This is a genomic window from Hymenobacter tibetensis (assembly GCF_022827545.1).
Classification (GTDB): domain Bacteria; phylum Bacteroidota; class Bacteroidia; order Cytophagales; family Hymenobacteraceae; genus Hymenobacter; species Hymenobacter tibetensis.
In genome coordinates this window covers 710,001-724,884 of sequence record NZ_CP094669.1, presented here as the reverse complement: position 1 = coordinate 724,884, position 14,884 = coordinate 710,001, and the positions used below count along the sequence as shown (strand labels likewise).

The 14,884-nt window shown below is 53.0% G+C and carries 7 protein-coding genes and 2 rRNA genes (1 of these 9 running past the window's edge); 5 read left to right on the top strand and 4 right to left on the bottom strand.

Translation table 11 applies throughout. The features are described 5' to 3' along the window. Positions 1-49: 49 nt before the first annotated feature. Both MTX78_RS02925 and MTX78_RS02920 read right to left on the bottom strand, forming a co-directional pair. A complete protein-coding gene (locus tag MTX78_RS02925) occupies positions 50-3,361 on the bottom strand; it encodes a hypothetical protein (RefSeq protein ID WP_243799753.1) in 3,312 nt (1,103 codons plus the stop codon). A 59-nt stretch (positions 3,362-3,420) separates the two neighbouring features. Beyond that, complete coding sequence (locus MTX78_RS02920) at positions 3,421-4,518, bottom strand: NAD(P)/FAD-dependent oxidoreductase (protein ID WP_243799751.1); 1,098 nt, start codon at positions 4,516-4,518, stop codon at positions 3,421-3,423. A 173-nt stretch (positions 4,519-4,691) separates the two neighbouring features. Here MTX78_RS02920 and MTX78_RS02915 point away from each other — a divergent pair, with 173 nt between their 5' ends. The 5 genes from MTX78_RS02915 (at position 4,692) to MTX78_RS02895 (ending at position 12,715) form a co-directional block, all read left to right on the top strand. Then, positions 4,692-5,327, top strand: coding sequence for an MBL fold metallo-hydrolase (locus tag MTX78_RS02915; protein WP_243799750.1), 636 nt, complete (start codon positions 4,692-4,694; stop codon positions 5,325-5,327). 104 nt (positions 5,328-5,431) lie between these two features. Then, complete coding sequence (locus MTX78_RS02910; RefSeq protein WP_243799748.1) at positions 5,432-6,121, top strand: CDP-alcohol phosphatidyltransferase family protein; 690 nt, start codon at positions 5,432-5,434, stop codon at positions 6,119-6,121. A 137-nt stretch (positions 6,122-6,258) separates the two neighbouring features. Next, on the top strand, positions 6,259-10,173 hold the full coding sequence (gene porU / locus MTX78_RS02905; protein WP_449555801.1) for a type IX secretion system sortase PorU: 3,915 nt from the start codon (positions 6,259-6,261) through the stop codon (positions 10,171-10,173). Between the two features lie 46 nt (positions 10,174-10,219). After that, entirely contained in the window at positions 10,220-11,434 is a 1,215-nt protein-coding gene (gene porV, locus MTX78_RS02900) for a type IX secretion system outer membrane channel protein PorV (protein WP_243799744.1), read from the top strand. A 9-nt stretch (positions 11,435-11,443) separates the two neighbouring features. Continuing rightward, entirely contained in the window at positions 11,444-12,715 is a 1,272-nt protein-coding gene (locus MTX78_RS02895) for a M16 family metallopeptidase (RefSeq protein WP_243799742.1), read from the top strand. 264 nt (positions 12,716-12,979) lie between these two features. On the opposite strand, the gene rrf is transcribed toward MTX78_RS02895, so the two are convergent. Together rrf and MTX78_RS02885 are read right to left on the bottom strand one after the other, a co-directional pair. After that, positions 12,980-13,091 (bottom strand): 5S ribosomal RNA (rrf, locus tag MTX78_RS02890). 100 nt (positions 13,092-13,191) lie between these two features. After that, positions 13,192-14,884: ribosomal RNA gene (locus MTX78_RS02885) — 23S ribosomal RNA — on the bottom strand; it runs 1,216 nt beyond the window's last position.

The window sequence follows — 14,884 nt, the reverse complement described above, 5'->3', positions numbered from 1 at the left end:
TCAACAAACAAGCTGCAAAGCCTAGCTGTACTGGGTGGCTGATCTGGACTTAGAAGTCGTAGCCCAAGGTGAAATAGAGCTTAGGATCTTTTTGCACGTAGTCTTCCTGGCCCCAAGCAATGTCGAACTTACCGTAGAAACCTAGGATGGTAGACCGGACACCGAATCCGTATCCAATTAGGAATGGGTTACGGAAGTTGATAACCGTAGCCGAGAACGAGTTACCGGCCAACTGCGAAATTTGAGTGTTGTAGGAGTTGTTTTCGTTGAACGGGTTGTTGCCTGAGTAGGCCGTGCCAGCGTCGCCGAAGGCGGTCAACTGAAGGTTACGGAAGAAGCCCGAGTAAATAGGGTTGCGCGAGAGGTACTGGATGATCGGCACCCGTAGCTCGGAATTGAAGAGCAGATAGCGTGGGCCAGTACGCTTGCTGTAATTGAAACCCCGCAAGTTGGTAGCAAACTGCTGGTAGAATATCTCGGCTGGGTCGGGGGTAGGCGTCAACAGTCTGTCGCCCTCAAAGTCGTTGTTCAGCCAGTTGTCCATGCCACCAAGCCGGAAGGTTTGGGGCGAGTTGCCCAGAAACTGTCCGTAGCTAGCGCGGTTTGCCCACACAATCTGCCGGTGTACTTTCTGGTAGTGACGCAAGTCAATGTAGATCTTGCCGAAGTCTTTGCCGGAATTCAACGCATTGAGTTGCAGCATACCCACCTTCATGCGGGTGCCTTCCAACATGTTTACGCCGGTGGTTACCGAGTTATCTAACACCAACTCCCCGTTGAAGCCAAGGTAATTCCGGTTGATATCATTCCTCTCCGACAGATCTATGTATGCGTTGCTTGACACGTTGACGAAACGCGGGCCAGCCCGTACACTCAGGCTATTGGTGAGCGGGTACGTGATGGTAGGCGAAATCTCATGACGCCCATAGCGCACTCTACCTAATACGCTATTGATCGGAATGTTATCGAAGAAGATAGCCTGTTTGTCGTAGCGGATACTCCAGTCGTAGCGGTGCTCGAGGTTGGTGTATTCTGCGAATATCTTGCTGGTGCGCAAATCCGTCAGAACGAAGATACCAGCTCGGATTCGGTGGTTTTCAAACAGATCCGACATAGCTGCCTGCCCAATGATACCAAAACCAAGCAGTGGATCAACGGCCAACGACGACACTACATTATCCACGCTGAAGCGAGTGTCATAGCGGTACGGGACGAGAGGTGCCGCTACCTCGGTGGCGAGTGCCACGGTGGGCTGAGGAGCAGCTACTGTAGGCGACGGCACGCGCGCAGTCCGGCGGGTAGTGGTCCGGTCGGCGGGTAGGTCTTCGTCAAACTCGTAATTATTGGTGTTAACGGGCTTGTTGGCCGTATTGGCGGGCTGCTGCTGCGGGGCGGGTGACGTGGTGTCGTCGGTTGGCGCTGGCACAACCACCGGCTCGGTGGTTGGAGCCGGGGCTGGCTTAGGCGCCACCGATGCAGTAGGCTTCGACCGATCTTCCAGCGTTTCTTGACGAGCCGTTTTGGACAGCGTCAGATTCTCCGGCATCGGATAGGTCGGGTACAAATACACGAAGTCCCGGGCCCGGTTGGAAGCTACAAAGCCCAACGTGCCAGTGGTAGCATTGTAGTCGAAATCCTTGAGGTTGGAGCGGAAGCTGCTTATGGGCGTCCGCTGGCGCGTGGTTAGCGAGTAACGGTACACGCTCCGAACGCCGCTTTCTTCACCTAGATACACAATTTCCTCGTTGGAAATGGCACGTGGCCGACCTTCGTTGGAAATGGTGCTAACCAACGACTCTATCGGCTGCGCCCGACCATCTAAGTGGTATAGGAACAAGTCGTAGTTGTTGACGACACCGCCAAAGTTGCCTTTCGCGGTACCCGCCGAGTCCAGCCACCGATTGGAGCTGAACACGATGCCGCTGCCATTGGGCAGGAATACAGGTTGCACATCATCGAATACGTCGGTGGTTAACTTTTCGGGGCGGCGGCTACCAGCCCGTAGCACATACAGGTCGTTTTGCCCGTTTTGTACGCCGCTAAATACCAGGGCCTTGCCATCAGGCGAATAGCTCAGGTCCATTACCTGCTGAAACGGCGCGAAGATGGCAGACCCTTTCTCTCCAATGAAAGGCAAGGCCTCTCCTATTCTTGACAGCAAGCCAGCCGCGCCGCCGTCCGCTGGGCGTAGTCGCAGACTCATAGCACCTTTGGTCATTTCAGCTACGGCTACTTGGCTGTTGCCGCGCCACGCTAGCACCGGCAGCCGGGTTTCCACTTGCTGGCCTGGAGTTTTGTAGCCAGCCCGGTGAATAGTGCGACGGCCCGAACCATCGCGGTTCACTACTAGCACCCGGTAGCGGCCCCGGTCGTTGCTCACATACGCTAGCTGCTGCCCATTCGGGCTCAGCACCGACTGCGAGTACACAATGTTTTTGCGGTTGCTATTGGTAACGGCACGCTCCTGATCAGCTTCCACAAAAGGAGTTTGCGGCTGGGCGTTCAACTGACGGTAATAAGCAAGCCAGTCTTTCTGAAACACCTTGTAGGGCACATTCAGCGAAGAGCTGATGCCAACTTCCACGTCGCGGGTAATGCGCGTCAGGTTTAGAATATTCTGGATGGTGGTGTAGCCGTAGCGCTCCGCAATGTAGTTCCAGAGGCTTTGGCCAGCCAACTGCGGGTTGCGCAGGAAGAACGGTGCGGCACGATTACCCTCGTACTCCTTGGTCATGTCGCGCATGTAGTCGTCCATGTCCACGCTCCAGCCCTCGGCGGCGTACGCCGAAGCACCACTCACAAACCAATCAGGTAGTTGCAGCAAGTACGTGCTCTGGATGACTTCCTTCAGCGAGCCACCGTACATCATATCGTTGAGCAGCACCCGGGTAATCTGGAAGCTCAGATCACGCTTGAACTGGGTTTGCTGCCCACTGAAGGCAATTTGCACCTTGCTCATGCGCAGCAGGTTGGTTTCCCCACCAGTTTGGTACTTATCGGAATCGAGCCCGATGTTGCTCTGCCGTAGGTCGCCCACGGAATTATAGAGCATGATGGTGGTTTTCGAGTACGGGTAGTAACCCACCAACGCGGTGATGCGCTGTAGCTCCTTCTCGGCGTATTCGGCGGCGCGGCGGGCACTCACGTCGCCGCCCCCGTAGTAGTACACGTTGAAGTTCTGGGTGTTCAGTACCTGCCAGTCGAAGTTCTTGTACTGAATCCGAACCCGACCAAACTCCTCCTGCGCCGACTGGCCTCGCACCGAGCCACCTACCAACAGCAGTAGGAGCATGAGGGTGGCACCTGCCACTGTGTGGTGGCCCAGCCCTCGGAACCACCGTGAAAAGAATAGATGCTTCATAGTCAACGAATGCAGTAGGCAAAAAGGCGGCGCCAAAGCAGGGCGTGGGCCGCTGTATGTCAAGAAGAGAAATGCACGGCTCCAGGAGCCGTAGTATACAACGCTTGGTAACGCTTAATATTGACTTCGGGCCACAATTCTGTGGCTGAATTCTCGAGATGGTCAGCTAGCAGAATGGCCAGCCGCGGAGCCAGCATTACACCCTTCGAGCCGAAGCCATTAAATATACTCAAATCCGGCACTTCCGGATGCCGCCCCAGCAGCGGTTTCCGGTCGCGCACGGCGGGCCGAACACCTGCCCACTGTGCCTGCACTGCAAAGGGCAGATTGGTGGTAGCCGCCAGCCGCTCGCTTAGCTCCTGGCGAGCCGCTGGTGTGGTATCCGGGGCAAACGGGGGCCAGCGGTACGTAGCCCCTACCCGAAACCTTCCGTTGCCGAGAGGTACCACGTAAGCGCCTTTGTTAAGCACCTGATTTTCTGTAAGACCCGAGCATACAACGTCTAAGACCTCTCCTTGGTTTGGGGTGATGGGCAACCAATGAAAGTACGGGTTTGCAACGGCCCCTGCGCCTTCGCAACAAACCAGATGACGCGCCCGCACACGGCCGGCATAGGTAACCCCAGCCGGGCCGATAACGAGTTGTTCCCAAGTGAAAGTTTCATGCTGCAGCCCGCCATTAGCAAGTTGTTCGGAGGTGAGAGCAGCCAGCAATTCGCGCAGCCGCACGTAGCCGCCCCGCCGGATGCGCAGCCCCCCAAAATCGTCGCGGACGCCAGCCGTTGCGGGCAAGGCGGATCCCGCATCTTCTACAAAATCCTGCCAGGGCATATCCGCACTGCGGGCCAGCATAGTGTTCTGCTCCGCCACCGACGAAAACAACTTCCAGATTGGTAACTCAACGAAGAACTGTTGCCCGAAATGCTGGCCTATTTCCTGGTACAAAGTACTGGCGGCGGTAAGCAACTCGTCGGCCCGCCAAGCTAACGCAAACCGTTTGCCCGCCACCGGATTCATCAGGCCCGCCGCCACCTTCGAGGCCGAATCAGGCCGGTCTGCGTCTAGTACCAGCACCGTCCGGCCCCGCCGGCGCAGCTCCCACGCTAAGGTGGCGCCCGCAATGCCATGCCCGAGAATCAGGTAATCGTATTCTTTCATAAAGTAAAGTAAGCACAAGACAAACTCAGCCGCTTCATACCACTACGCATAGGCCGACGAAGGACTTTCTTCTAGCCTCTAACTTCACCGAACCAGCTAGTGCATCTGCGTTCTACTGATAAGACTCGTAACTTACCACCCGGTTCCACGTTGCCTTGTTTTTTCCTCTCTGCATGACCGTTTCCGGTTTTACATTCAACGCCTTTTCCGAGAACACCTATCTGCTTCATGATGCCACTGGCCAGTGCGTTATCGTGGATCCTGGCTGCTACGACCGAGCCGAACAACAGGCGCTTCGCAGCTTTGTAGAGGCCCAACAGTTGCAGGTAGTTTTGTTGCTCAACACGCATTGCCACATCGACCATGTACTAGGCAACCAGTTTGTCGTCGATACTTACAAGGTTCCTTTTCTACTTCATGAAGAGGATTTGGCTACGCTACGGTCCGTGCCTACTTACGCAGGCAGCTACGGATTCCCGACTTACTCTCCCGCTGAACCTACTGGCTTTCTAGCGCCCGGCGTGCCTGTACATTTCGGCGACACCGAACTGGAAGTCCGTTTTGCGCCTGGTCATGCGCCTGGCCATGTAGTGTTCTACCACGCGCCCACTGCTACTGTTATTGGCGGCGACGTGCTATTTCGGGGCAGTATTGGCCGCACCGACTTACCAGGCGGCGACTATGCTACGCTTATTCGCAGCATTGAAACCCAGCTGCTCACCCTACCCGACGACGTGACCGTGTATCCCGGTCATGGCCCAGCCACCACCATCGGCGACGAGCGCCGCACGAACCCGTTCCTTAATTAAGAGCAGTGAATAGAAGAAGCAAATGCGCCTGCTACCTATTCGTGTAGCATCGGGGTTGCTCATTTCTCGATTTCTACTTCCTCGTTCTTAATTTCTATAGCTCCATGAAGAACCATATCCCTAACGCGGTTACCTGTCTCAATCTGTTTGCTGGTTGTCTGGCACTAACGCAGATTTTTGCCGGAAACCTCGAAATAGCAGCTTACCTCGTAGGCTTGGCGGCAGCCTTCGATTTTGCTGATGGCCTGTTAGCGCGGGCACTGCACGCCTCCTCTCCCATTGGCAAAGACCTAGATTCGTTGGCCGATATGGTTTCGTTTGGGGTGGTACCGGGCGCCTTTCTGTTTGATTTGCTTATGCAGGCGGGCGCGGGCACTCCGGCCTGGTTGCCTTACGCAGGCTTTGTGGTCACGATATTTTCGGCACTGCGGCTCGCCAAGTTCAACAATGATACCCGCCAAACAACTTCGTTTATTGGGTTGCCTACGCCGGCTTGTACATTAGTAGTTGCCTCATTCCCCCTCATCTTAGCCCACGACTCGTTTCATGTCACCAACTTCATTCTCAATCCGTGGGTGCTGCTGGGCTTAACCGCGCTACTCTCTGGACTGTTGGTTGCGGAAATTCCGCTGTTTGCTCTTAAATTCAAAAATCTTCGCTGGCAGGACAACGGGGTGCAGTTTGTATTTCTGCTGCTAACTGTAGCGCTCCTGCTAGTACTGCAAGCCACCGCTATTCCGCTGGTAGTGTTGCTTTATGTGTTGATGTCGATGGTGCGGCCTTCTGTGAGCTGATTTTTGCGGGTCTTCCTACAATATATTGAATACCTGATGAGTTAAATCAATTGGCACTTATGAACCCCGGCTATGTCGAGCTTGTTCATTGCCCATTGTTAGCCTACTCATCTTAATTGCTTATTGAACACACCCTTATGCGCTTCTTTACTTTTCTAGTGATAAGTTGCAGCTTGCTAGTGTCGTTTGCGGCACAAGCGCAGGATGGCAGGCGCACCACACCTATTCGGTTACGTTGGTTAGGGCAGCAAGAAATACCAGGTTCAGATTACAAGCTGCGGAGGGTGCCTACTTTTGCGGAAGCCCAGTTCCAACCCGGCTCACTGTTTGGTCACTACATCCTGCACGTGCAAGGCTCTGTTGCCGAGGGTCAGTTGCTAAATGCCGTTTATGAGCCGTTTTCTGCTGCCGATGCGGCCTTATTAAAAGCTCCCTCCCAACCTGTAGCTACCACACTTGCTGTAAGCGAAGCTATGGAGCGCGGCCAGCCAATCAGTATCATAACGGTGCCCGCAGTACGCCGCAGCACGCAAACCGGACAGTACGAGAAGTTACTATCGGCAGACTATAGCTACGTACTTGGTGCACCAACTGCCCGCCGCACCCAGCAGATTTTTCATGCTAGCACCTCTGTATTGGCTACCGGTAATTGGTACAAGATTGGGGTGCCGCGTAGCGGTATTTTCAAGCTCGATTACGAAGGGTTGCGCCAGCTTGGCCTCACAGACATAGCAACCATTGACCCTAGCCGTATTCAAGTATACGGCAATGCCACTGGGTTGCTCCCCCAGCCCATCAGCACTCCGCGTCCCGACGACTTGGTGGAGAATGCCATCTATTTTTCTGGCGACCAAAACCCCACCTTTGAGAGCAACGAGTACTTTCTATTTTATGCTCGCGGCCCCCACACATGGGAGCGGACACCCGGAACGCAGCGCTTCCGCCACATTCAAAACATCTACTCCGATACGGCTTATTACTTTGTCACGGTAGCCACACCTCCCCGCAAAGGACTGCGGGTGCAGGCGGCACCCGCAGTAGGAGCCCCCAATGCACCTGCTATTTTTCAGTATGCTGAGCGCGAGTTCTACGAGAAAGAGTTAATAAACCTAGCAAAATCAGGACGGCAGTGGTTAGGCGAAGGCTTACGCAACGGCACTTCTCAGTCTTTTTCTTTCAGCAAAATCACTGACTTGGCTCCTGGTACCACGGTACAAATCACAGCTTCGCTAGCCGGCACTTCCAAAGGCACTCACTCTTTTCAGCTTTCCCTCAACGACAACCAACTCGGTAGTCAGGTGCTGCCGCGCGTTAACCCAGGCCGTGGGTATGTAGAGTATGCAAATACCAGCATCCAAACCTTCTCTGTTGCGGCTCCTACAGCTTCAACAGCCCTGCGTGTCGGCCTGACCTACTCGGGTTCCGACGCACCAGATACCGGCTACCTGGATTATCTGGAAGTAAACGCCATCAAGCCGCTTCAGCTAACCGGCTCAGTACTGGAGTTTCGGTCGTTTGCGAATGTACAGGCGGGCCGTATCAGCCAGTTCACTATTGCCAACAGCACGGGCGCTCTTATCTGGGATGTTACCAACCCCCGGCGAGCCAAATCATACCCATCTAACGCGGGCTCTTTCGTTGCCCCCACCGACTCTCTACGTGAGTTTGTAGCATTCCTGCCCACTGGCACCTTCGACAAACCGGTCAACTTCGGTAAAGTAGCCAATCAGAACCTGCATGCTCGCCTCACGCTTCCAGTGGATTTGGTTATCGTTACGCATCCACTGTTTGTGACGGAAGCGGAGCGGCTAGCAAACCACCGCCGCACACACGATAAGCTGAAGGTGGAAGTGGTAACTACCACTCAGGTGTACAATGAATTCGGGTCGGGTGGTCAGGATGTTAGTGCCATTCGAGACATGATGAAGATGGTGTTTGACCAGCGTGGCACGCCAGACCGGCAACAGTATTTACTGCTGTTTGGTGATGCCTCATACAATTACAAAGCGCCCGGTACCACTGCTCAGAATTTTGTACCTACGTACGAATCACGGGAGTCATTCGCACCCATTTACGGCCGCGACACCAACGGCTTCGGTCCGCAGACCTTCTGCTCCGATGACTACTATGCTCTGCTAGACGAAAACGAAGGCGAATGGGCCGAAAATTATTCGGGTATAGCTGAAACGATGGATGTCGCGGTGGGCCGCCTACCGGTTCGCACACCAAGCGGCCAAGCAACAATGGCACAAGCCACCAGAGTGGTAAACAAGCTTATTGCCTATGATTCGAGAGTTGCAATGAGCAACTGGCGCAACCGCCTTACGTTCGTCACCGATGACGAAGATGGTGGCTTGCACATGAACCAAGCGGAGCCACTGATCCAAAGCATAGCTTCCAAACAGCCCGTGTTCAACACCCATAAGGTGTATCTGGACATGTACCAGCAAATTAATGGTGCATCTGGGCAGAAATCACCGGATGCTGAGCGAGCCGTTGACGAGTCATTTGAAAAGGGCTCTTTAATTATCAACTACAATGGCCACGGCGGGCCCGATGCATTGGCTGATGAAAAAATTCTGAGTAGAGCTTCCATCCTTCGTCTGCTTAACAAGAACCGCCTTACCTTCCTAGTCACAGGTACCTGTGATTTCAGTTATTATGATGACTATACCAAGGATTCGGCTGGTGAGATGGCACTCACAGACGTAGATGGCGGAGCTATTGGCTTATATACCACCACCCGATTGGTGTTTGCCCAAAATACGTTGCTCACGCCCTTCTACGATTCTATACTGTCAGTGCGTAGCGGTCGGGTTGCTCGTATTGGGGAGGCCACGCGTTTTTCCAAAAACCAAGGAGCAACTGACCCCCTCAACCGGAATTATGTATTGCTCGGGGACCCTACCGCTCAATTAGCGCACCCCGATCTAACCATGACGCTGGATGCCGTTAATGGTCAACCATTGGGCCCTAACACGCCAGTCACGGATACGCTCAAGGCGCTTTCCACAGTGCAGTTAGCTGGCTCCGTACGGACCGGCACCCTATCCACAGCACCTGTCAACACCAGCTTCTCTGGTACAGCCCAAGTTACGGTATACGAGAAACCGAATACCGTAACGACCCTTGGCTCTGGTCCTGATGGAGTGAAGAAAACAATCACGATTCAGGAAAACATCATTTATTCAGGCCAAGCCACGGTAAGAGCAGGACGCTTTTCTTTGCAGTTCGTAGTTCCTCGCGACATCAACTATAGTCTTGGTTTCGGAAAGGTCAGTCTTTATGCGAAAGACACCGTGCAGGTGGTGGATGCTCATGGCTACCGCAATGTGCCGGTTGGTGGCGTTGCCCTTCTAGCTAACCGGGACACCATCCCACCCAAAATCACGCTTCATATGGACAATACCGCCTTTGTTTTCGGCGGCCTCACAGCTACTAGTCCCACGCTACTCGCCCGTCTTTTTGATGAGAGTGGTATCAATACCGCCGGTTCTGGCATAGGTCACGAAATCACGGCGACTCTCGACAATGACCCTGCTCGTCTCACTATCCTCAACGATTTCTATACCGCCAACGTCGATAGTTTCCAGTCTGGTAACATCCGCTATCAGTTCAAAGACCTAAGCACTGGCCCTCATGTGCTCCACCTAAAAGCCTGGGATACCTTCAATAACTCTTCTATCAAAGACGTTGAGTTCATTGCAGCACAAACCGACAAGCTGGCATTAAGCCATGTGTTAAACTATCCGAACCCCTTCGCCAAGCACACAACGTTTCATTTCGACCACAACCGCCAAGGCGAAGAATTGGACGTGCAAGTACAGATATTTACGGTTGCCGGACGCTTGGTTCGCACCTTGCAAGCTAATATTCCGAGTAGTGGCTCCCACGTTCCGCAAAGTCTGAACGACAATACTCTCTCTTGGAACGGCCGCGACGAATACAACGACCAACTAGCACGTGGTGTGTATGTCTATCGGGTCAGTGTCCGTGTTAAGAGCGACCAGTCCACTACATCCAAGTTTGAAAAGCTGGTTATCCTAAATTAATTCATCACGCTTCTTCGCCTACTTTCTCCAATCTTTCTTTGTCTTTATGACTTTTTCGAAGGTGCCCGTGCGTTCTGCGCTTCTCTCCGGACTTTTAGGCCTGCCATTGCTCGGATTTGCCCAGTCTTCTCCCAACACTATCACCACTGCGGTTCCCATTCTGACCATCAGCCCCGACTCTCGCTCGGCCGCGCTCGGTGAAGCAGGGGTAGCCATTTCGCCTGATGCTAATTCCGCCTACTACAACGCAGGCAAACTAGGCTTTGCACCAAACAAATACAGTGTCTCCACCTCATACACCCCATGGTTGGGCACCATCACAGACGATATGGGCCTGGCTCACTTGTCTGGTTACGCTAAGATTGGAGAGCGTTCGGCTATTTCGGCTTCGCTCATGTATTTCGACTTAGGTCAGATTCAATATCGGGATCAGAACAACGTGGAAGGGCCTACGGTCAACCCGAAAGAATATGCTTTCAGCGTAGCTTATGGCCAGAGACTATCCGAAAATTTCGGTGTAGGGGTAGCCGCACGATATATCCGTTCTAACCTCACAGTGAGTGGGCTCGATTCCAAGCCCGGTAACGCCGCTGCTGTAGACCTGGGTGCGTATTACAACAAGGACATAGCTATTGGTGCTGCCGATTACAACATGGCTTTTGGTGCTGCTATCACCAATATCGGCAACAAGATAACGTACACAAACCCTGAGCAAGCTGATTTCTTGCCCACTACACTTAAGCTTGGAACTGCCTTCACGCGTGAGCTAGATGCCTTCAATAAAATTACTATAACAGCTGACGTAGCAAAACTTTTAGTACCTAGCCCGTACTATGAAGAAGGGCCTATTCCTACGGATCCGGTTGAGCGAGAGGCGCGCCGGAAACGTATTGATGACGAGAATCAAAGCCGCCGAGGCAAGACACCTGTTAATGGTGCTCTTGGCTCTTTTAGTGATGCTCCAGGAGGCTTTCAGGAAGAACTCCGCGAAATCAATATATCAGCTGGAGCTGAATACGTCTACAATGACCTGTTAATGGCTCGCGTAGGCTACTTTTATGAAAACCCTGTGAAAGGCGACCGTAACTATCTAAGTTTTGGTTTAGGCGTTCGGTATCAAGTTTTCGGAGTAGACGGTGCTTATTTAGTGCCTAATTCCAAAAACAATCCCCTGGCTCAAACCATTCGGGTTTCTCTTCACTTCAACTTCAACAAACTAGATCAGGCGTTCGGCGATGGAACCGACACACCTGTCAATTAATCTTCTCTAATGCTCGACCGCAAAGTCGCTCCTCCCGTTCAGCCGCTGGCCAGTGTCACACTGCCGGCGGCTGACGTGTTTATGCTCCCTAATGGGGCCCGTTTACATGTGATGCGCAACAGCGCACAGCCAGTCGTACGTCTTCAAGTTGTCTTCCGCGCCGGTAAATGGTATGAGCCCTCATCAGGCCTATCGTTGCTTACAGCGCGTATGTTACTTGAAGGCACGCGTAGCCGCACAGCCCGTCAGATTGCCGATGAAGTGGCCTTCTACGGCGCTTCTATCGAGTGCGAGCAAGGCTTCGACCGAGCTACTCTCACGCTGTATTGTCTCACACGCCACTTGTCAAACCTCTTACCCCTCATTCAGGACGTCTTAACCGAAGCAACGTTCCCAATCACAGAACTAGAGTCACTCAAAACGCGCACTATCCAGAACATCAAAATTGAGCGTCAAAAGAACAGCTATCTAGCTGCCGAGCTTTTCTCGCGTAACTTATATGGTTCCTCTCATCCGTACGGAAACGTATTCGACGAATCTGTCTTCGCTTCCACTACCCAAGAAACTGTACAGGCATACTATGAAGCTGCCTACCAGTTCTCACAAGCCGAGATTTTCTTATGTGGAGACGTTAGCCAAACCGATGAAAACACAGTAGCTGATTCTTTGGGGCGTGTCAACAAACCAACGGCTCCTATTTCCGTAGCAAAATACACCCCCCAAAGCGCATCTCCACAAGATTATAAGAAGGTTGCCGATAGCCTACAAGCATCTTTGCGTATCGGTCGCCTTTGGCCTGCGCTTACCCATCCTGATATCCATAAGCTACAAGTCTTGGTTAAGGTGCTAGGTGGCTATTTTGGATCACGCTTGATGCGCAATATCCGAGAAGACAAAGGCTTCACCTACGGTATCTATGCAAGCGTAGGCCCTAGGGAATACGCCTGCTCCTTCGCTATTGGCACCGATGTAAACGCTGAAAGTGCCAAAGCAGCTATCCATGAAATCCATCATGAGCTTCGCTTGCTACAAACCACTCCTATTTCAATTGAGGAGTTGCAAACTGTCAAAAACTACATGACTGGCAAGTTTGCCAACGAGTTAAGCACCGTGTTTGAGCAGTGTGACAAGTACAAGGCAATTATTTTCTTCGATCTGCCATCGAATTACTACACGCATTTTATAGAAGAAGTCAACAGTGTCGACTCTAAGCAATTACTAGCTCTTGCTCAGCAATATTTATCTCCAGAAGACATGATCGAAGTAGTTGCTGGTCCATAGCGAACAGTGAAGCACACAAAGCAAAAAGGGGCACCATATGGTGCCCCTTTTTGCTTTGTGTGCTTCACTGTGCTCAGCCTATCTATGATATTCCCAAAACGTATTTGTGTCAGTATTTTATCATATAGAAATGACTTCGCTAAAAACAGATGGCACAGATGGCAGTGAAGCTATTTCTTACATAAAGCTCAGAAGGGATAGGGATAAACGGCCAACGCCCCTCGACGGCACGAAGCCGGAGGGGCGCTGGACTCATAACAGTAAGGTTGGCGGCGACCGACTCTCCCACCGATGAAGGCAGTACCATAGGCGCTCCGGGGCTTAACGACTCTGTTCGGAATGGGAAGAGGTGAACACCCGGGCTAAAGCCACCATTACTGGTGCCGTCGGCTGCGGCCCCCCACTGCGGGAAGAACAGCCAACGCAAAATCATTGACACAAGGACGAGCGAGAAAAAGAAAAGAGGTAAGGGTGTATATACGAAGCGTTCGAGTCATTAGTACGGGTCAGCTGTGGCATTTCGGCCTCTACACTTCCCGCCTATCAACGTGGTCATCTCCCACGACTCTTCCTATATCGGAAATCTCATCTTCAGGTGAGTTTCGCACTTAGATGCTTTCAGCGCTTATCTCATCCTAGCGTCGCTACCCGGCGCTGCAGCTGGCGCCACAACCGGTGCACGAGCGGCTAGTCCAACTCGGTCCTCTCGTACTAAAGTCAGGTCCTGTCAAATTTCCTACGCCCACCACAGATAGGGACCGAACTGTCTCACGACGTTCTGAACCCAGCTCGCGTGCCACTTTAATCGGCGAACAGCCGAACCCTTGGGACCTTCTCCAGCCCCAGGACGTGACGAGCCGACATCGAGGTGCCAAACCTCCCCGTCGATATGAGCTCTTGGGGGAGATCAGCCTGTTATCCCCGGCGTACCTTTTATCCTTTGAGCGATGGCCCTTCCATGCGGAACCACCGGATCACTATATCCGTCTTTCGACCCTGCTCGGCTTGTAGGCCTCACAGTCAAGCCCGCTTCTGCTATTGCGCTCTACGTCCGGTTACCAAGCGGACTGAGCGGACCTTTGAAAGCCTCCGATACTCTTTTGGAGGCGACCACCCCAGTCAAACTACCCAGCAGACACTGTTTCCATTTCTAGATTAGGCACCAAACAACACAAGGGTGGTATTTCAACGGCGACTCCCCCAGACCTAGCGGCCCGGGCTCAACGTCTCCCACCTATGCTACACATGTGTTGTCCAGCGTCAATGTCAACCTATAGTAAAGGTGCACGGGGTCTTTCCGTCCCGTGGCGGGTACTCGGCATCTTCACCGAGACTACAATTTCACCGAGCTCACAGCTGAGACAGCGCCCAGATCGTTACACCATTCGTGCAGGTCGGAACTTACCCGACAAGGAATTTCGCTACCTTAGGACCGTTATAGTTACGGCCGCCGTTTACCGGGGCTTCGATTCAAACCTTCGCCTTGCGACTAAGTTCCCCTCTTAACCTTCCGGCACCGGGCAGGTGTCAGACCTTATACTTCCGCTTGCGCGTTCGCAAAGTCATGTGTTTTTGTTAAACAGTCGCCTGGGCCTTTTCACTGCGGCTTCTCCTATTGCTAGGAGGAAGCGTCCCTTCTCCCGAAGTTACAGGACCATTTTGCCGAGTTCCTTAGCTGTGATTCACTCGAGCCCCTCAGGATACTCTCCTTGACTACCTGTGTCGGTTTGCGGTACGGGCTAGAATTCAGTAAACGCTTAGCAGGTTTTCTTGACAGTCTGATTAGGTACACTATCCCCGTGGCCGAGGCCGTAGGGTACTATCGGGTTTCAGCAAAGTCGGCGTACTTAACTACCGTCTCTATACCTACACCCTTTAACGAGCACTTCCGTCCGCTCGCGGTACTTTCACTACTGTGTCACTGCATCACTCCAAATCCTAGGTGCTGGAATATCAACCAGCTGTCCATCGACGTAGCCTCTCGGCGTAGCCTTAGGTCCCGACTAACCCTGCTCCGATTAGCGTTGAGCAGGAAACCTTAGTCTATCGGGGGGCGGGTTTCTCACCCGCCTTATCGTTACTCATGCCTACATTTGCTTTTCTCGCCGCTCCAGCACCCCTTACAAGGCACCTTCACCGCTGACGAGAATGCTCCCCTACCACTTGCAC

Bases quoted from the DNA above. Each gene is read 5' to 3' on its own strand.
- MTX78_RS02925 (WP_243799753.1), bottom strand. From the start codon at position 3,361: ATGAAGCATCTATTCTTTTCACGGTGGTTCCGAGGGCTGGGCCACCAC.
- MTX78_RS02910 (WP_243799748.1), top strand. From the start codon at position 5,432: ATGAAGAACCATATCCCTAACGCGGTTACCTGTCTCAATCTGTTTGCT.
- porV (WP_243799744.1), top strand. From the start codon at position 10,220: ATGACTTTTTCGAAGGTGCCCGTGCGTTCTGCGCTTCTCTCCGGACTT.
- MTX78_RS02895 (WP_243799742.1), top strand. From the start codon at position 11,444: ATGCTCGACCGCAAAGTCGCTCCTCCCGTTCAGCCGCTGGCCAGTGTC.
- MTX78_RS02920 (WP_243799751.1), bottom strand. From the start codon at position 4,518: ATGAAAGAATACGATTACCTGATTCTCGGGCATGGCATTGCGGGCGCC.
- MTX78_RS02915 (WP_243799750.1), top strand. From the start codon at position 4,692: ATGACCGTTTCCGGTTTTACATTCAACGCCTTTTCCGAGAACACCTAT.
- porU (WP_449555801.1), top strand. From the start codon at position 6,259: ATGCGCTTCTTTACTTTTCTAGTGATAAGTTGCAGCTTGCTAGTGTCG.